General features: G+C 47.2%; 16 protein-coding genes and 1 pseudogene. All 17 read right to left on the reverse strand.

What is annotated here, in order from left to right; translation table 11 throughout:
- Positions 1–10: 10 nt before the first annotated feature.
- Positions 11–1,144 (reverse strand): RNA polymerase sigma factor RpoD, encoded by a 1,134-nt coding sequence (gene rpoD, locus NST83_RS16150; RefSeq protein WP_014282481.1) that lies wholly within the window; start codon positions 1,142–1,144, stop codon positions 11–13.
- A 43-nt stretch (positions 1,145–1,187) separates the two neighbouring features.
- Positions 1,188–3,059: a DNA primase gene (gene dnaG / locus NST83_RS16155; RefSeq protein WP_170970876.1), complete on the reverse strand. Its 1,872-nt coding sequence runs from the start codon at positions 3,057–3,059 to the stop codon at positions 1,188–1,190.
- Complete coding sequence (locus tag NST83_RS16160; RefSeq protein ID WP_342414912.1) at positions 3,052–3,534, reverse strand: YaiI/YqxD family protein; 483 nt, start codon at positions 3,532–3,534, stop codon at positions 3,052–3,054. The genes dnaG and NST83_RS16160 overlap by 8 nt, the downstream gene beginning before the upstream one ends.
- Before the next feature lie 114 nt (positions 3,535–3,648).
- Positions 3,649–5,724 (reverse strand): glycine--tRNA ligase subunit beta, encoded by a 2,076-nt coding sequence (glyS, locus tag NST83_RS16165; RefSeq protein WP_342414913.1) that lies wholly within the window; start codon positions 5,722–5,724, stop codon positions 3,649–3,651.
- Positions 5,717–6,604: a glycine--tRNA ligase subunit alpha gene (glyQ, locus tag NST83_RS16170; protein ID WP_014282485.1), complete on the reverse strand. Its 888-nt coding sequence runs from the start codon at positions 6,602–6,604 to the stop codon at positions 5,717–5,719. The genes glyS and glyQ overlap by 8 nt, the downstream gene beginning before the upstream one ends.
- A 403-nt stretch (positions 6,605–7,007) precedes the next feature.
- The gene (gene recO, locus NST83_RS16175) at positions 7,008–7,760 is read right to left on the reverse strand and encodes a DNA repair protein RecO (protein WP_342414914.1); all 753 of its coding nucleotides are present in this window, start codon (positions 7,758–7,760) and stop codon (positions 7,008–7,010) included.
- Positions 7,761–7,802: 42 nt separating this feature from the next.
- A complete protein-coding gene (locus NST83_RS16180) occupies positions 7,803–7,940 on the reverse strand; it encodes a YqzL family protein (RefSeq protein WP_137063812.1) in 138 nt (45 codons plus the stop codon).
- 456 nt (positions 7,941–8,396) lie between these two features.
- Positions 8,397–9,299 carry a GTPase Era gene (gene era / locus NST83_RS16185; protein WP_137063813.1) on the reverse strand — a complete coding sequence of 301 codons (903 nt, stop codon included), beginning with the start codon at positions 9,297–9,299 and terminating at the stop codon, positions 8,397–8,399.
- A 213-nt stretch (positions 9,300–9,512) separates the two neighbouring features.
- On the reverse strand, positions 9,513–9,887 hold the full coding sequence (locus NST83_RS16190) for a diacylglycerol kinase family protein (RefSeq protein WP_137063814.1): 375 nt from the start codon (positions 9,885–9,887) through the stop codon (positions 9,513–9,515).
- Positions 9,887–10,384: an rRNA maturation RNase YbeY gene (ybeY, locus tag NST83_RS16195; RefSeq protein WP_137063815.1), complete on the reverse strand. Its 498-nt coding sequence runs from the start codon at positions 10,382–10,384 to the stop codon at positions 9,887–9,889. The genes NST83_RS16190 and ybeY overlap by 1 nt, the downstream gene beginning before the upstream one ends.
- Positions 10,385–10,442: 58 nt before the next feature.
- Positions 10,443–12,689: an HDIG domain-containing metalloprotein gene (locus NST83_RS16200; protein ID WP_342414915.1), complete on the reverse strand. Its 2,247-nt coding sequence runs from the start codon at positions 12,687–12,689 to the stop codon at positions 10,443–10,445.
- Between the two features lie 114 nt (positions 12,690–12,803).
- Positions 12,804–13,775 carry a PhoH family protein gene (locus NST83_RS16205; protein ID WP_014282491.1) on the reverse strand — a complete coding sequence of 324 codons (972 nt, stop codon included), beginning with the start codon at positions 13,773–13,775 and terminating at the stop codon, positions 12,804–12,806.
- Positions 13,776–13,781: 6 nt separating this feature from the next.
- Positions 13,782–14,975 (reverse strand): sporulation protein YqfD, encoded by a 1,194-nt coding sequence (gene yqfD / locus NST83_RS16210; RefSeq protein WP_342414916.1) that lies wholly within the window; start codon positions 14,973–14,975, stop codon positions 13,782–13,784.
- Positions 14,972–15,265: a sporulation protein YqfC gene (gene yqfC / locus NST83_RS16215; protein WP_342414917.1), complete on the reverse strand. Its 294-nt coding sequence runs from the start codon at positions 15,263–15,265 to the stop codon at positions 14,972–14,974. Before yqfC ends, yqfD begins: the two co-directional genes overlap by 4 nt.
- A gap of 368 nt (positions 15,266–15,633) precedes the next feature.
- Positions 15,634–15,954: pseudogene (locus NST83_RS16220) on the reverse strand (amino acid permease); the annotation flags it as partial.
- 202 nt (positions 15,955–16,156) lie between these two features.
- Entirely contained in the window at positions 16,157–16,747 is a 591-nt protein-coding gene (locus NST83_RS16225; RefSeq protein ID WP_137063818.1) for a hypothetical protein, read from the reverse strand.
- A gap of 44 nt (positions 16,748–16,791) precedes the next feature.
- On the reverse strand, positions 16,792–17,793 hold the full coding sequence (floA, locus tag NST83_RS16230) for a flotillin-like protein FloA (RefSeq protein ID WP_342414918.1): 1,002 nt from the start codon (positions 17,791–17,793) through the stop codon (positions 16,792–16,794).
- Between the last annotated feature and the right edge of the window lie 19 nt (positions 17,794–17,812).

Raw genomic sequence — 17,812 nt, forward strand, 5'->3', positions numbered from 1 at the left:
GTTACACTTTCTATTCGAGGAAATCCTTCAGTCGCTTACTGCGGCTTGGATGGCGCAGCTTGCGCAGCGCTTTAGCCTCAATCTGACGAATACGTTCGCGTGTAACACCGAACACTTTACCCACTTCCTCAAGGGTCCTGGTTCTACCGTCGTCCAAACCAAAACGGAGACGCAAGACGTTCTCTTCCCGTTCGGTCAACGTATCCAGAACATCCTCAAGCTGTTCCTTCAGAAGTTCATAGGCAGCCGCATCCGCAGGCGCCAGCGCTTCCTGATCCTCAATGAAATCCCCCAAATGTGAATCATCTTCTTCACCAATTGGCGTTTCCAATGAAACCGGTTCTTGGGCAATTTTCATAATTTCTCGTACTTTCTCCACGCTCAGCTCCATCTCCGCAGCCACTTCTTCTGGCGTAGGTTCCCGTCCCAGCTCTTGCAACAGTTGACGAGATACCCGAATCAACTTGTTGATCGTCTCTACCATGTGCACAGGAATACGGATTGTTCTTGCCTGATCGGCTATAGCGCGCGTAATGGCCTGACGAATCCACCAGGTTGCATACGTACTGAATTTAAATCCTTTTTCGTAATCAAATTTTTCTACTGCCTTAATCAGACCCATGTTACCTTCCTGAATCAGATCCAGGAAAAGCATTCCACGGCCAACATAACGCTTGGCAATACTTACAACCAGACGCAAATTCGCTTCTGCGAGTCGACGTTTGGCTTCTTCATCACCGTTGTTGATCCGTTTTGCCAGCTCTACCTCATCATCAGCGGAAAGGAGTGGTACACGGCCGATTTCCTTCAGGTACATCCGGACCGGATCATTGATTTTAATACCGGGAGGCAGGCTCAGATCGTCATCGTAGTTAAAGTCATCCCCGTCATTGTTCTCCGGGTCGTCGTTTTGACGCAATCTGGTAACTTCTTCGTCGTTGTCATTTACTACCTCAATCCCCAAGTCACCCAGTTGCTCATAAAACTCATCCATTTGCTCGGGGTCTTGATCAAACGACGATAGTTTTTCCATGATATCTTTGTAGTTCAGAGAGGAACTTTTTTTACCCAACTCAATCAATTGATCTTTAACCTGATCCAGTGTCAGTTCCGTCTCCAGTTCAGTATGCTGATCATTCGCCATCTTTCGACTCCCTCCTCCCTAGAAACATCCGACCTCTGTGTGTTCATTGTCTCTCTAGGGCTATAATCTCAATTACAATTTGTGCTGCGCGTAAAGCATCACCAGAACGCTCCGCGGCTCTCATTTCTTCTCTCTTCAAATCCAATTGCTTCTGCAATGGAAATTTGCACACCTGCTGAATACAATCGTCCAATACGTGTGGCGATACATCTGGAGCATCCATCATCATAATCGAGCTTACGGTTTTCTCCAGACGGTCGTCTTGAAGAGAAGAAATAAATCGGCTTGTATCCGGTAATTTACCTTGTGCATAATAGGCGTATAGATAAGCAGCAATTGCTGCATGATCCTCAATATTAAAGGCATCCCCCAGATGCTTCTCCACATATTGTGCAGTTTCTGCATCCTGCATCATCCAGTGGAGTAATCTGCGTTCCGCCACATGATAAGCTGGCATAACATTTGGTTTTGCAATCTGCCCGTTTTTATGCCTACCATTATTCCACCGATTTTCGTTATTATCCCCAAAGTCCTGTTTTTTTTGCAGGGACTGTCGGAGTAAATTGCATTCTTGCTTTAAGGTTTCAAAATCCACCTTGACTTCAGCTGACACTTCGCGCAAATACACTTCCCGCTCGGTCGGGGATGACAGAGGTGCAATGACATTTAATGCTTCGCGGGAGTACGCGATTCTTCCTTCTTCCTCTTGCAGTATATGGTTTTTTTTCAGATATATAAGCTTAAATTTCACCGTTGAAACGGCACTTTCGATAATTTGGCGCTGAAACCTTTCCCCACCGTATTGCCGGATAAAATCATCCGGGTCCATACCGTCGCTGACCAGCGCTACCTTAACGTGAAGTCCCGCATTTTCCAACAACGGAAAATTTTTGAGCGCAGCAGCTTGTCCTGCCCGGTCACCATCATAGCAAATAATGACCTCGTCGCACAGTCCTTTTAGCATCGTGGCATGATGCTCCGTCAAAGCTGTGCCCATAGCGGCCACCCCGTTCTGCACACCTGCTTCCCAAGCCGAGATAACATCGCCGTATCCTTCAAAAAGAACACTTTGGCGAAGCTTGCGAATCGAATTTTTGGCATGATGCAGATTATACAAGGTCCGGCTCTTATTGAACAGCTTGGTTTCCGGTGAATTCAAATACTTGGGCTGTCCTTCACCCAGTATACGGCCCGCAAAGGCAATTACTTTGCCATTTCGGTTCCAAATAGGAAACATAATGCGATCCCTGAACCGATCCACATACCCATCACCCTCATGTCGGGGAGAGATAAGCCCGCCCTTTTCCATCTCAAGAGGATCGAAAGAACGCTTCTCCAGAAACTGGACGATCGTATCCCATCGGTTGGGGGCATAGCCAATCTGAAATTGATCAATGATCTTGTCAGTAAATCCCCGTGATCGCAGATACTCCATTGCCGGTTTTCCATGCTCCGTATTTTTAAGGAGAAAATGGTACATCTTAGATGTTAGCTCGTACGCTTGCAACAACCTGTCCAACTCAGGATGCTGGTGCGTTGACTCACGTCCCTGCCATTCGCCGAGAGGGATATGACTTTCTTCCGCCATTGTTCTGACAGCTTCGGGAAAGGATAGTCCTTCGATTTCCATCATAAATTTGATGGCATTGCCTCCCGCGCCGCAGCCGTAGCAGTAAAAAATCTGACGATCCGGTGTCACGGTGAATGAAGGGGTTTTTTCGGAATGAAAAGGACAGAGGCCTTTCATGTACTTCCCCTGCTTGGTCAAATGCACATACTTGCTTACCGTATCTACGATATCATGATGCTGTAAAACCGACTCAATGATATCGTCCGGTATGTTGCCTTGTCCAGCACTCATGTTAACCACCTTCATCTCTTTAGCACGTAAATATAATTCGATACCGTTATTCATTCTCCTGCAAGAAGAGTAAAAGTTTTGTCAGTTTATGTTGAAAAACTTCACGATCCTCTGATGTAAACGGTTTAGGACCTTTTCCGTAACGCCCTTTTTTCCTTTCCTTGGCAGAAGTATGACGGCGGTCGAGCATAAAATCAATCGAATCGTTTCGATACATTACTCCGCGAAAAGACATTACCTCACAGCCTTTAGCCAATGCCAGTGCAGCAAGACCGTAATCGTTAGTGGTTACAATGTCTCCCTGACGGATATGATTAGCAATATAGAGATCAGCGCTTTGGTCGCTCCGGTCCACTTTTACGACGGTCACCTCTCCGCTGCCCTGGATAAGATGATCATACGAAGACACCATAATAACCTGAACTTGAAAACGGGAAGCTGTATCCGCAATTTCGCTTTTGACAGGACAAGCGTCTCCATCGACAACGATTCGCACATCCGATAAACCTCCGGATATTCCCACAAGCATCCCCCATTCTCATCCGGATTCGAGTAAAATACGGAACGGCTGCAAGATTGCTCTTGCACCGTTCCGTATATTTATACCCATTTTTTCAAGTTGTTCATACTATTACAGCTGCGATTAGCCCACGAGCTTGGAAAAATCGGCAAAACGCTTCAGTTCTGTATCAATAGCGGCCAGTAATGCCAGACGGTTATTACGAAGCGCATCATCCTCAGCCATAACCATTACGGAATCAAAGAACGCTGTTATCGCAGGAGTAATGGACGAAGCAATTGCTAAAGCTCGCGTGGCATCACCTTCCTGCAATGCTGTATGATAAGATTCATAAACGCCGTACCATGCTTCATAGAGCTCTTTTTCACCCTGTTCCGTAAATTCACCCGTATTAACTGATGCATGAACAGCTTTTGCAGCCAAATTGCCTACACGGTTAAACGACTCTACCGTTGCTTTAAAGGCATCTCCCGTTTGTACTGCATTCATCAGAGCAGCTCCACGATTAACGACAGAAGCAACATCATCAAATCCGGCAGCAAGCACAGCTTCTACGACGTCATAGCGAAGCGTCTCAGACAACAATTTTTTCACCCGCAAACCGAAGAATTCATGTAACTCTTTACGAATTTCATCGGCAGAACGTTTCATATTTCCAAGGTTGTCGTGTACGTCAAGCGCAATATTGAACACATCAGACAAAGTCGCCGAAAGATTACGATCCAGTAAAATCTGCACAATACCTGCGGCCTGGCGACGAAGCGCATAAGGATCCTGCGAACCTGTCGGAATAATACCGATGGAGAAGCAACCGGTGATCGTGTCTATTTTGTCAGCGATACTCACAATAGCTCCAGCGTTCGTGGAAGGAACCGTTTCTCCGGCAAAACGCGGCTGATAATGCTCAAATACCGCTCTCGCCACTTCTTCCTTCTCTCCAGCCTTACGAGCATAATCCTCACCCATAACCCCTTGCAGTTCCGGGAATTCATATACCATTTGCGTTACCAGATCAAACTTACAAATATCTGCTGCCCGACTAACCGACTCCAGTGTATCCGGGGAAACCCGCAGCTTCTCAGCTAAAGCATCGGCAATGCGACGAATCCGACGTACCTTGTCTCCAACCGATCCCAATTCCTCGTGGAAAACGATACTTTCCAGCTTGGAGAGCGCATCCTTGATTTCCAGTCTCTGATCTTCTTCATAAAAGAATTTGGCATCAGATAGCCGTGCACGCAATACTTTTTCGTTCCCCTTGGCAATGACATCCAGCGATTGGCTTCCACCGTTACGTACTGTAACAAAGTATGGCAGCAGCTCTCCCGCGTGATCCAGCACCGGGAAATAGCGTTGATGCTCACGCATGGAAGTAATCAGCACATCCTTCGGAATGTTGAGGAACGATGGATCAAAACCTCCAAACAGTACCGTCGGCGTTTCGACCAGATACAACACTTCTTCCAGCAGATCATCCTTAACCGCGATCGTCCAGTCTTTTTCGGCTGCTAATGCTTCAATCTGCTTCACGATAATGGACTGGCGTTCCGCGATATCCACAATGACGTGCTGTTTACGAAGCGCCTCAACGTAGTCTGCCGGACTTTCCACAACAGTATCCTGCCCGAGAAAACGATGTCCTCTTGACACATTTCCGGATCGAACCCCGGCAATTTCCAGGTTAACAATATCTTTGCCGAACAAGGCGATCAACCAGCGGATTGGACGAACAAACTTAAAGTCATAGCTGGCCCAACGCATAAATTTAGGGAAAGTCATGGCATGCAAAATGTGCAATAAGCCCTCGGACAGCACTTCCGCTGTCGGTACACCTATACTGCTCTTGGTCGCGTAAATATACTCCACGCCTCCGAGCTCCTTGAATGTAAACTGTTCAGGATCAACACCCTGGCTGCGGGCAAAGCCGAGAGCAGCCTTGCTCCAATTGCCAGCTTCGTCAAGTGCGATTTTGCGGGAAGGCCCTTTGACTTCTTCGTTAATATCCTCCTGCTTTTCGGCTACCTCCTTAACCAGCACCGCCAGACGACGAGGGGTTGCATAAGCTTCTACATCACCATGAGCAATACGTGAGCTGTCCAGCCAAGCAGTCATACGCTCCTTTAACTGCTGAATCGCAGCAGGGATAAAACGGGCGGGCACTTCTTCCAAACCGATTTCAAACAGCAAATCCTTAGACATGTGCCGCACCTCCTTTCTTCAACAGCGGGAAGCCGAGCTTCTCGCGTTCCTCCAGATAAGTTGCAGCCACCTGACGGGCCAAATTCCGCACACGCATAATAAATCCGGTCCGTTCCGTTACACTGATGGCACCACGAGCATCCAGCAAGTTGAACGCATGAGAGCATTTCAACACATAATCGTAAGCTGGAAATACAAGGTGCTGTGCCATGGCTTTATTCGCTTCTTCTTCATACATATTAAAAAGGGTGAAAAGCATTTTGACGTCAGATACTTCAAACGTATATTTGGAATGCTCAAATTCAGGCTGGTGGAAAACATCGCCATACGTGATGCCATTCACCCACTCCAGATCGAACACATTCTCCTTGTCCTGAATATAGGAAGCAAGACGCTCCATACCATACGTAATTTCAACCGCAACCGGACTTGCATCAATACCGCCCACTTGCTGAAAATACGTGAATTGGGTAATTTCCATACCATCCAGCCATACTTCCCAACCTAGTCCCCATGCTCCCAGCGTTGGCGCTTCCCAGTTGTCTTCAACGAAGCGAATATCATGCTCCAGAGGATTAATACCAAGGCGGCTCAAGCTCTCCAGATACAGTTCCTGAATGTTATCAGGCGATGGCTTCAAAACAACCTGAAACTGGTGATGCTGATACAGACGATTTGGGTTCTCTCCATAACGTCCATCTGCGGGGCGGCGGGACGGCTCGACATAAGCTACGTTCCACGGCTCAGGCCCAATTGAACGCAAATACGTCATCGGGTTCATTGTACCTGCCCCTTTTTCCGTGTCATACGGCTGTACAATAATACAGTTGTGCTCAGCCCAAAATTGTTGCAGTGTCAAAATCATCTGCTGAAAATTCATGGTACACACTTCCCTTCCAAATTTCCTCAAATGGTGGTGATCCTTCTTCGAAATCTTCTATGTACAGGGCCGCCAGCTTCCAACAAGCCTCGCCAGAGACAGCAAAAAACCCCCGCCCCTACGCCTGTACAGACGTAGGGACGAGAGCTGACTCCCGCGGTTCCACCCTACTTGATTGCAGTCCTTCATCACCAGCCAGACCGTAATCCTCTTTTCCGTGTCCATTCAGATGCTCCCGAGTGCCTTGTTCACGAAGATTTCCCGCCGGGCTTACACCATCCCCGACTCGCTTACTCTAGAGAATAAACTCCGTTACTTTCTCGTTCAATGCCTCTGCTCCCGAAGGAGATATATAGTAGGATATTACACGTTTTTAGCAGCACAGTCAAGGGAGCAAGAGGTTTCACATATCATACTTGTCGAGCTGGTCCAGAAAATGACGGGATTTCATCTTGACCTCCAGTTGCATATCCATGAACTGTCGCATGACATGTTTGATTTCCAGCTTGGTCGAGTCCTTCACATCAATGTTGCCGAGCCGGTTTAAATCCATTCTAGCAAACAAACGTAACAGCTTCAACGTACGCGGTGTGACACTCAATGCAGCCGGATCAAAGTGCTTATAGCCTCGACACAAAACTCCGCCCAGCCTTGGACTGATAAACATATCCTCATCAGCACACTGTTGTCCGCTGGAAATACACGCATCAAGCTGGGGAGCATATCCGGCCGCCTGCAATATTTTAAATTCATAAATGCTCATGACGATCAGCGGATCTTTGCCGCTCTCCAACGCTTCCAGACATGCTTTAAGCTGCTTAAACCAGAAGGTGCCCGTTTCTTCATCATGTAGTACCCGGTCGAGCAATTCACAGGCATATGAGGCGTAAGCGGCCTTGGTAATATCCTCGCGCAGTATATGATGAGATTGAATAATTTCACCGGCATTTAACGTGCCTAAGCCGGTATTTCGAAAAAACACAAATTCACCATACGTAAACGGCTGCGTCAATGCAGCATGACGGCTTTTGGGCTTCTTGGCTCCTCTGACCAGCACGCCTGTCTTACCGCCGCTTTCGGTGCAAAGCGTAATAATTTTGTTCCCCTCACCGTAATCCATGCTGCGGATGACGATTCCTTCCACCCTGTAAAGCATGCCTCTTCCCCCAAACATTCACGAAGAAGCCAGTGACTCGCGCTATTCACTTGCTTCTTCATGCTCGTCCGACTCTCCTTCATCCGTGTCTTGCTCCCTTGTCACGGCGCTCTCCCTGTATAACAGATACGCACCGACATCCCCAGTCATCGCAAAATACTTCCACGAAAAATCTCGCAATCGTATTCATCCTTTCTTCGGAAATGACGTTTGCATCTCAAAATTAGAATGATGCGAAGAAAGGTGAAGTATGCGATGAAATAAATGGATTGAGTTAAAAAAGAGTGCTGTATACGAGGCTGAGACGCTCCGCGAAGGATTTGATCTTTCGAACGATGGCGCTCTTCAGATTCAAATCCTTGCTCCGCTAAAGCTTGCATACAGTTACACGGCTTTTTTTAAAAGCATTCCTTTTTTCAGTGCAGGAAATGAGGGTATGGGAAGTGCAAGAGTTAAGCGCCGCAAAGGCGCGGCGCTTAAATTACCAAAGACACTTTACTTATGCCTGTGTTAGTGAATGGGTAGTCGGACGGCTTTTTTTATGGTGCCTAAAAGACTTAACATCTTTGGTTCAACTAATTTAAAACTCAATTTTAAGATCCCTTAGGGAACTAAAGTGTGAATATAACATGTTTTTTAAGCGTCGCGATGGAATCCGAGGTCACGCAGGACACGATCCTGGTTACGCCAGTCTTTTTTGACCTTTACCCACAGTTCCAGGAAAATTTTGGAGCCCAACAGGTTTTGGATATCTATGCGTGCCTGTTTGCCCACTTCCTTGAGCATAGCTCCCTGCTTACCGATAATAATTCCCTTCTGGGAATCCCGCTCTACAAAAATGACTGCCATAATATGCACTACGCCGTTGTCCTGTACCTTCATGTCTTCAATCATGACTGCAATCGAATGCGGTACTTCCTCACGAGTCATATGCAAAATCTTTTCCCGTACCAGTTCGGCGATGACGAACTGCTCTGGATGGTCGGTAATTTGGTCATCCGGGTAATATTGTGGACCTTCAGGCAAATATTTCTGTACCTGCTCCAGCAGACGGTTCACATTGTTGCCCATTTTAGCCGAGATCGGCACAATTTCCGCAAAGTCGTACAGCTTGCGGTATTGCTCAATCAGGGGTAGTAGCGCTTCGGGCTCAATACGGTCAATTTTATTCAAAACCAGAATGACTGGCGTTTTTACCTTTTTTAGCTGTTCGGCAATAAAACGGTCGCCTCCGCCTAATCCTTCAGAGGCATCAATAAGAAAAAGTACAGCCTCAACTTCGCCCAACGTATTAAAGGCCGTTTGATTCATGTAGTCGCCCAGTTTAGACTGGCGCTTATGAATGCCCGGTGTGTCCAAAAATACAATTTGCGTGTCCTCTGTAGTGAATACCCCATGTATTTTGTTACGTGTGGTTTGGGGCTTGTCCGACATGATAGCGATTTTCTGGCCGATGACATGGTTCATCAGAGTTGATTTCCCTACATTGGGTCTGCCAACAATCGCAACAAAGCCTGATTTAAAGTGTTTCTTAGCCATTTCGTTTCCTCCAGCACTATTAAGCGCCTATTTTTTTGGTTTTTGGGTTAGGTCTTTTCTACAGTATATAATTCAGGATTTTGCAAAATTCGATTCCGTCGCTCCACAGTGCAATATATAGACGAACTAGATCATTTCGATATATATATTGTTCATTAGAAGTCACTTATTGGATTTTTACAAACTCCTCGATTACAAAAATGTGTTTTTCCATTAAAAAAGCTGACTAATCAAGGTCAACAACGGCCTGTAAAACACAAATATACCAATAATTACAGCAAAAACCGCTGCCAGGAGCACAGCTCCGGCGGCGGTGTCTTTAGCCGCTTTGGCCAGCGGATGGATATCAGGCGAGATTAAATCTATCGCCGCTTCAACAGCGGTATTGATCAGTTCGGCTACGATTACCATGGCAATCGCCATAGAGACGAATAACCAGTCGAGCCGGGAGATGCGCAGGCTTAAGCCTGCTGCGATGACGAGAAACGCCATGACCACATGTATCCGCATATTTATTTGTGTGCGCAGAGCATACATCACACCTTCTGCAGCATAACGAAAAGTCATTCTCCAAGGCTGACGTCTCATTACCGTGTCAACCCCACTTGAGCCAGTACTGCTTCTTGCTTGCCCATCATTTCAGCTTCACTGGCCTCATCCTGATGATCATAGCCCAATAAATGCAAGAAGCCATGAACAAACAAAAAGCCGATTTCACGCTCAATGGAATGACCGTACTCCTCACTTTGGGCCTGAGCTGTCTGCACGGAAATAATAATATCACCCAGCACATCCGGCACATCATCCAGCGGTCCTCCGTCATCCGGCTCATAGATGATTTCAAGCTCTTCATCCAATGTTTCCTTCATGGCAAATGACAGCACATCGGTTGGGCGGTCAATCCCACGATACTCCCTGTTTAATTCATGAATTTGCTCATCATTAACGAAGGTGAGGGCCACCTCACCTTCCGTCACTCCTTCCACCTTGCCCGCTTCCTCCAATAGAGTGTTCAGCAAACCAATCAAGGATTCATGGATTACCATATCGTTTTGTTCATTATTCCAAGCTAATTGAAGGCTCATGCCAACCGCTCCTTTTAATTCTAATGCTCCGCCACATTTCATGCACAAGCCTATTATATTATGCTTTCCCGCTCTCAGGCTTTGGTCTTTCTTCGGGATACTCAATACGGGAGTGGAAAGTTCCCATCACGGTTTCTTTAAGAGTTTGAGCCACAATATCAAGCTCCCGCATCGTTAGCTCGCAATCGTTAAACTGGTGATCATCAAGACGACTTTTAATAATCTTTTCAATCATCGACTCCACCTGATCCACTGTTGGTTTCCGCAGGGAACGGACGGCTGCTTCCACGCTATCAGCAATCCCGACTACAGCAGCCTCCTTGGACTGGGCTTTTGGCCCAGGATAGCGAAAATCATCCTCAGTAAAGTCCGGCTCTACGCCCCGTTCTTCCGCCTCACGCAACGCCTTATGATAAAAGTAGTGCAGAAACGTGGTTCCATGATGCTGCTCGGCAATATCGCGAATCGGCTTGGGCAGCTTGTAATCCAATTGCATTTCCACACCATCACGGGCATGGGCAATAATGATGGACTTACTCAGCTTCGGCTCTATCGTATCATGAGGATTATCCATACCATTCTGATTTTCAATGAAGTACGAAGGCCGTTTTGTTTTACCGATGTCATGATAATACGAACCGACACGGCACAACAAGCCGTTAGCACCTATAGCCTCCGCTGCTGCCTCTGACAGATTACCTACCATTACGCTGTGGTGATACGTACCCGGTGTCTCTGTAAGCAGCTTACGCAGAAGCGGATGATTCGGGTTAGACAGCTCAACCAGCTTCAGCGCTGACAAAATGCCAAAGGTAGACTCAAAAAATGGCATTAGCCCAATAACAAGTACGGCTGTAATCAAACCGCCCGCAAAAGCAAAAGCTACCGCATAGAGCGTCGTCGTTTGAGTCCAGTTGCTTTGGTCGATCAGCGCCAGAGTGAAGACCGACACGGCACCGAACAAGCATACCATAATGGCCCCCTTGAACAGCGTTGAACGCTGACTGGCTCGATGCGTCGAGAAAATCGAAGCAAGACAAACCACAAGGGCAAAAAATCCGAAGTTAAAATCAAAAATTTGTCCTTGTCTGACATTCAAAATGACACTTGCCAATATACTGAATATAATGGCACAAACGAAGGCCAGCGACATATCGAGTAACAACGTTACAAGCATGGCTCCAAGCGCGATAGGCGCCAGATAGCCGAGATAAGACCGTTCACTGTCCTGCAATATGGCGGTTAACATCATTGCGCCTACCGTGATCACAAAAATCAACACCAGCATGAGCAACTGCGCATTGTTATACTTAAAACGGCGTGTTCGTGATTGGAACTGGCGAATATACATAAACAGGCCCAAGGCCAGCATTGCAGACAACATCAACAGACCAAATTGCGGCCAATAGTTGATCTTGTCCTTTAGCAGTTCGTTTTCATCCAGTAAAGTGTAGATTTCCTGGGTAATAATCTCGCCTTTCTTGACGAGTACTTCACCCTGTTTGATGTAGACTGTCGGTGTATCTTCACGGGCCTGTACCCTAGCGTCCTTCGTAGCTGTATCATCATAAAACTTGTTGGCCGTAATCACAAGCCTTGCAAGCTCCTGAACGACTTCACGAGAGGTACGCTTGGTAAGCGTACTCGTACTGACCCGCTCGGCCACCTTGGCCCGAGCTGTTTGTGCATCTGTAATCTGATCGTTCATCAATCCGGTCACGATTTCACGGGCTACCGGTCGCATCTCGGCAATATCCTCAGAGGTGAGACGCGGAATTTTGATGAAGGTTTCCTCTGGAATCCGATATGTCTGCTCTTTTGTTTTTTGCAGCACTTCGTCCAATAGCTTTTCCGGGTAGGCATCGGCATTACGGCTATTGTTCACAAAATTTTGCACAAATTCCCGCGCACGCTGAGGAATCTCGTCCTTGTAAATGGAAATTTTATCGGATCTGGAAACCTGGTCATCCTGATTAAGCCGTTCAATTCGGTCCAAAATACCAGTAATCAGGTTATCGTTGCGAATCGGTACAATCGTATACATTGGCTGTACCCGTTCGGCAGACTCTTCCTGAGCCTTTAAAGTCGCTTTGCTGTTGGGAAGTTGCATCGGAGCAACAATTTCCTTTTCACTTGGCTGGTTTACCCGAATGTCATAGCGCTCGGGAAGCAGCTTTGAGGCTAAACCGACGTAAAAAAGAACCACTAAAAATAAAAACAGAAGATAGCGTGTTGCCACGCTATACTTCCATCCACTCATTCTATGCTGGAACGTTTTGCCCTTAGACAATTCCTTCGAGGTCATCTGAAACAATCCCTCTCCATCATCTTTTTCAAGACAGCTACGCTGCTTATTTTCATACTTCAGGATTTTGCAAAATCCTCACTTCTTATAGCTTCACATCCGTGATATGAAGGCTTATCCCTGATTTTCGGCAACCTGGTCGTAAGCCACGATGATTTTCTGAACTAGGGAATGACGGACAACATCCTCTTGGGCAAAATGTACAAAGCCTATTTCCTCAATTCCCTGTAAAATCGCATTCGCTTCAATCAGACCGGATTTTTTGCCACGAGGCAAATCAATTTGCGTAACATCACCGGTGATGACCATTTTGGAGCCAAAGCCCAGTCGGGTCAAAAACATTTTCATTTGCTCCGGCGTGGTGTTTTGCGCTTCATCCAAAATAATGAACGAATCATCCAGCGTCCGTCCCCGCATATAGGCCAGCGGCGCGATTTCAATCAGCCCGCGCTCCAGTGCCTTTGCTGTCTGCTCCGGTCCCATAACATCGTACAACGCATCATACAACGGGCGCAGATAAGGATCAACCTTTTCCTGCAAATCCCCTGGCAAAAAGCCCAGATTCTCGCCTGCTTCCACCGCAGGACGGGTTAATACAATACGCTTGACCGAACCTTCCTTCAGGGCAGCTACGGCTAGCACTACTGCTAAATACGTTTTACCCGTACCCGCCGGGCCAATTCCAAATACGATATCGCGTTTTTTTATCGTGGTTACATAGTGCTTTTGTCCAATTGTTTTGACACGGATCGGCTTACCCCGGAAGGTGGTCGTGATTTCTCCCTTGAACAGATCAAGCAATTGATCGGCGCGTAAATCTTTTGCCAACTCAATCGCATAATGGACGTCTCTTTCGGTCAGGATATATCCATTACGAATTAACTGAAGCAGTACATCGAATAATTGTTCGAGCACTTCCACCTCATGTGCGTTGCCAAAAATATTGATTTCCGCCTCACGGGAATCCATTTTTGCGGGAACAGCCGCTTCAATCAATTTTAAAAAGGAATCCTGCGGGCCGAACAGCGCCTGTCCTTCTCCCGCATTGTTCAATGCAATTTGTATGCTGCGTTGTTGTTCTGCCAAATAGCCTCATTCTCCTTGGTTATGAACTAGCGGAAGTTCTTCCGCAATATTCTGTTCCACTTCAAAAAGCACTTTCATATAAACTTTACCATTCTCTCTCTTCTCATGCAAAATTTTTTGGCCCATTATTTTCGTTCCTTTGCCGTATTTAGCTAAAATATTGGCTCGCGCCCCTTCTATTCCCCTATTTTGGGCTTCTGCTTCCGTAAGCTTATCCTCATGTATCTTTGTCTCCCTCACGCTTTCGGTCATCCAACCGACTGGGAGACGGAAGGATCGCCACGTCAGCGGGTCATGCTCAACTGTGGTTTTATGCGTGGAATAAAGGATTTTTCCATATCCCCATACCTGCACCGCGCGGTTGCCCAGCACCAGATACAGGCGTTCGTGATGGTTTCCAGTATATGTGCTGCTGCGTTGCACCGTCGGACTGGTGATTTCGTACTCATGCCACACGAGGCCCTTAATCTCCCCCTTGGCTACAACCTGCTGCTGATTCTCCTCATCCCCGAGCGTTCCCGAGATAAGAATGGCTCCTTTTTTGACACGTGTATTTTTATGCACGACAGGACGACCCTGCTCGGCAAAAATTTCAGTGACTACCGCATCTGCCTTGCTGATGAGATGACGTGGACTATAGAGCGGCTCAGGAGTAGGCTGTGAGGCTTCAACGACCTGAATCGTCACTGAGGTGCCCTGCTTCTCCACACCGATCCAGGACGCCTCAGGGAGCTTCTGCATGAGTGCACGCGAAAGCTTGTCCTGACTGGAAACACGGAAGCTCCATTGAAAAGGATACAAACCCTCCTGACGGGCAGCCTTGAGTACGGATTCCGTTGAGAGCTTGTCATTCCCCTTTACTTCAACGTCCCAGATGAGCGAAGACATCAGGAACAGGCCTACCCAGAATACAGCCAGTCCAACCAGAAAAAATTTGCGTTTAGCCAGCCTCGCAATGGTAAAGGGAATTCCCTGTCGCTTCAAAATATTCATTTTGCAGCCTGTCCTTCTCAGAAGCGGGCGCAGCAGGAAGACGTGCGGCAGCAGAAGGTTCATTTCTGCATGTCTTGTACCCATCGGCCGCACGTTCCAAACAGGTATTTGATGCTCAGTGAGCAGATTAATGAAAGCTTCCACGCTCTCGCCCTTGACGGCAAGGGTAACCGTGCCACGCAACTTTGTTAAAGCGGGATGTTTCATGAGCCTTCCTCCGTTCCTTCCAATTGGATATCCGTAATGTGTCCTTCCACACTTACCTGCTCAGGCATAATAGATGTGATGACAAGCCCATGCCCCGACACCCGCAGCCTGCCCTGCGCAAGCGCAAGTACAAGCTGATCCTGCGTGAAGTCCACGACGCCCCGGTGATTCTCCACATAAAGCTGGCGGCTGCCAATGAGAGTTAACCTCGGCAGGTCAAATAGAATGTCCTGCGGAAGTTCCAGCGTCTCACTGGCCCACTTTCGCAGTTTGCGGCTCATCCGGCTCATACGAGGGAATCTCCTTTCCTGTCATAAAAACAATTGTTATCCAACGGCTAATCATTGCTTTTATGGCAGCTACGCTGCTAATTTTCATTTTCTGTTATGTTCATCCAGTAGATCATAATTGTTTTCATGGCAGCTACGCTGCTTTTTATAAATTGCCGATGCCGCTTTAGATATGGGCGTCGTTACACCAGCGCCACAGATATCTGTACTGTACACCTTATGATTCAGCCTCCATATTTATGAAAACAAACTAACAATTCATAGTAGATCTTATCTTGCATAGCAAGAGCCTTGATAATTGGAAAATACACAATTAAAAAAAGACAACCCCGTTTAAAGCATCGAAACGAGATTGTCTTTTCCTGATTTTATAAAGCCATTCTGTTATTTTCGGAATCATGATTCAAAAGAGAGCTTTTTCTGGAATATAGAAAATAAACAGCCAACCCTATAACGAGCCAAATCACAAAACGGATGAATGTTTGGCTCTGCAAATTCAGAATGAGCGCTCCACACGAAATAATAGCCAAAATCGAAATATACGGAGTTTTGTATTTAGGATGGACCTTTGACAATACCTTGGGCACCAAACCATCACGTGACATCGCAAACATGATACGGGTTTGGCCGTAGAGCATGACCAGCATGTCAGTAGTCATCCCTAAAATGGCACCCACATTCACAAGCCCCTCAACCACAAAAGAAATAGAATCTTGCTACTACATGGTTTATCACATCATATGTCAGGTTATAAGAGGATCTGTCGCTAAACTGATTTCTATTCTGAACTAGCCTATGTATTAGCAAAAAAATAGTCCGCACCAGCTAAAGCCAGGGCGGACTAAACCATTCATGCAAACTCCAAATAAAACGATACTAGCTTAAATCTTTTTAACGTCTTCCTCCACCCATATAACGCTTGGAACGCGGTGGACCCAATATTTCTGCCCAAATCACACCTCTGCGCAGGTCAGCCGCCGTTACTGTGCTACGCTCCTGTAAAGCTCCCTCAGGGGCATCTGTAATCTCTCCAGACTCCCTTGCATTGGATATGCGGTCGAGACGGGCTAAAACCGATCTACGCTCTTCTTCCATGGCCCGGATTCGATCCTCCAGAGTCGAACCGTTATCCAGGGAATCCCGCTTCGACTGCTCCTCAGTTTCCGTCCAACCATTCATTGGTTCATCCACGCGACGAGCTTCCATAACTACACGCCGTTCATCAGGAAATTGACGCTGCAATTCTCCAGCAGTATCCTGCCTTTGCAGCTGACGCTGCTCCTGTCTGTGTTCCATGGAGGAAGGTCTGGATGGTGACGAAGGACCGCGGGAACCGTGGTCGCCACCAAACGTAGGCATACCCTTTCCCGGCGGCGCTTTTCTCTCTGTGCTTTTCATGCTTTTGCCCAAAAAAGACACCAACGCAAAGCCGATCACAATCAGGATATACAAATGCTCAAAAATCCAGCTGATAAAGTTCATAACTCACCGCCTTGCTGCCGCAATTCATCGGCTATATCCTTTGGTTAATCCCGGGTTTTGTTGTCATTTCCCGAGTTTTCATTCGGTTTGCCCAAGGAGCCGCGCATTTGCGTATCTGCCTCAATGTTTTTCAAATTCATATAGTCCATAACGCCAAGTTTTCCGCCACGGAGCGCCTCAGCCATCGCCAACGGCACTTCGGATTCGGATTCAACCACACGCGCTCTCATCTCTACGACACGCGCCTTCATTTCCTGCTCCTGCGCCACAGCCATTGCACGCCGTTCTTCCGCTTTCGCCTGCGCAATCCGTTTATCAGCTTCCGCTTGCTCGGTTTGCAGGAAGGCACCAATATTTTTACCTACATCGACGTCCGCAATATCAATGGACAAGATTTCAAACGCCGTTCCGGCATCCAGACCTTTGGACAGCACCGTTCTCGAAATGGAATCCGGGTTCTCCAGCACGTCCTTATGCGAATTACTGGATCCGACAGTTGTAACGATCCCTTCACCGACCCGCGCAATAATCGTTTCTTCTCCGGCACCCCCGACGAGTCGATCAATGTTGGCACGCACTGTAACACGAGCCTTAACTTTCACTTCGATACCATCCTTGGCTACCGCAGCGACAGTAGGTGTCTCAATAACACGCGGATTAACACTCATTTGGACCGCTTGCAGAACATCCCGACCTGCAAGGTCAATCGCAGCTGCGCGTTCAAATTCGAGCGGAATATTAGCCCGCTGTGCAGCAATCAGCGCATTGATCACTCGGTCTACATTACCACCCGCCAGGAAATGACTTTCCAACTGATTGATGTTTAAGCCCAGACCAGCCTTGGTTGCCTTAATCAGCGGATTCACAATCCGGCTTGGCGTTACACGCCGTAATCGCATAGCCACCAGTGTAATAATGCCAATCCTCACCCCCGAAGCCAATGCTGAAATCCACAGCATCACCGGGAAAAAACTAAAAAATACGCTTAACACAATAATTACTACAACGGCAATCAACAAAACGCTGACAATACCCGATTCGAACACTAGCATCATCCTCCATTAA

Origin of the sequence: Paenibacillus sp. FSL R10-2782 (assembly GCF_038592985.1) — a bacterium.
GTDB classification, from domain to species: Bacteria; Bacillota; Bacilli; order Paenibacillales; family Paenibacillaceae; genus Paenibacillus; species Paenibacillus terrae_C.

Excerpts from the sequence above, each read along its gene's own strand:
- NST83_RS16190 (WP_137063814.1), bottom strand. The coding sequence starts at position 9,887 with ATGAGACGTCAGCCTTGGAGAATGACTTTTCGTTATGCTGCAGAAGGT.
- NST83_RS16160 (WP_342414912.1), bottom strand. The coding sequence starts at position 3,534 with ATGCTTGTGGGAATATCCGGAGGTTTATCGGATGTGCGAATCGTTGTC.
- yqfD (WP_342414916.1), bottom strand. The coding sequence starts at position 14,975 with ATGAAACATCCCGCTTTAACAAAGTTGCGTGGCACGGTTACCCTTGCC.
- glyS (WP_342414913.1), bottom strand. The coding sequence starts at position 5,724 with ATGTCTAAGGATTTGCTGTTTGAAATCGGTTTGGAAGAAGTGCCCGCC.
- ybeY (WP_137063815.1), bottom strand. The coding sequence starts at position 10,384 with ATGAGCCTTCAATTAGCTTGGAATAATGAACAAAACGATATGGTAATC.
- dnaG (WP_170970876.1), bottom strand. The coding sequence starts at position 3,059 with ATGAATAACGGTATCGAATTATATTTACGTGCTAAAGAGATGAAGGTG.
- glyQ (WP_014282485.1), bottom strand. The coding sequence starts at position 6,604 with ATGAATTTTCAGCAGATGATTTTGACACTGCAACAATTTTGGGCTGAG.
- NST83_RS16225 (WP_137063818.1), bottom strand. The coding sequence starts at position 16,747 with ATGAACTTTATCAGCTGGATTTTTGAGCATTTGTATATCCTGATTGTG.
- era (WP_137063813.1), bottom strand. The coding sequence starts at position 9,299 with ATGGCTAAGAAACACTTTAAATCAGGCTTTGTTGCGATTGTTGGCAGA.
- yqfC (WP_342414917.1), bottom strand. The coding sequence starts at position 15,265 with ATGAGCCGGATGAGCCGCAAACTGCGAAAGTGGGCCAGTGAGACGCTG.
- NST83_RS16200 (WP_342414915.1), bottom strand. The coding sequence starts at position 12,689 with ATGACCTCGAAGGAATTGTCTAAGGGCAAAACGTTCCAGCATAGAATG.
- rpoD (WP_014282481.1), bottom strand. The coding sequence starts at position 1,144 with ATGGCGAATGATCAGCATACTGAACTGGAGACGGAACTGACACTGGAT.
- recO (WP_342414914.1), bottom strand. The coding sequence starts at position 7,760 with ATGCTTTACAGGGTGGAAGGAATCGTCATCCGCAGCATGGATTACGGT.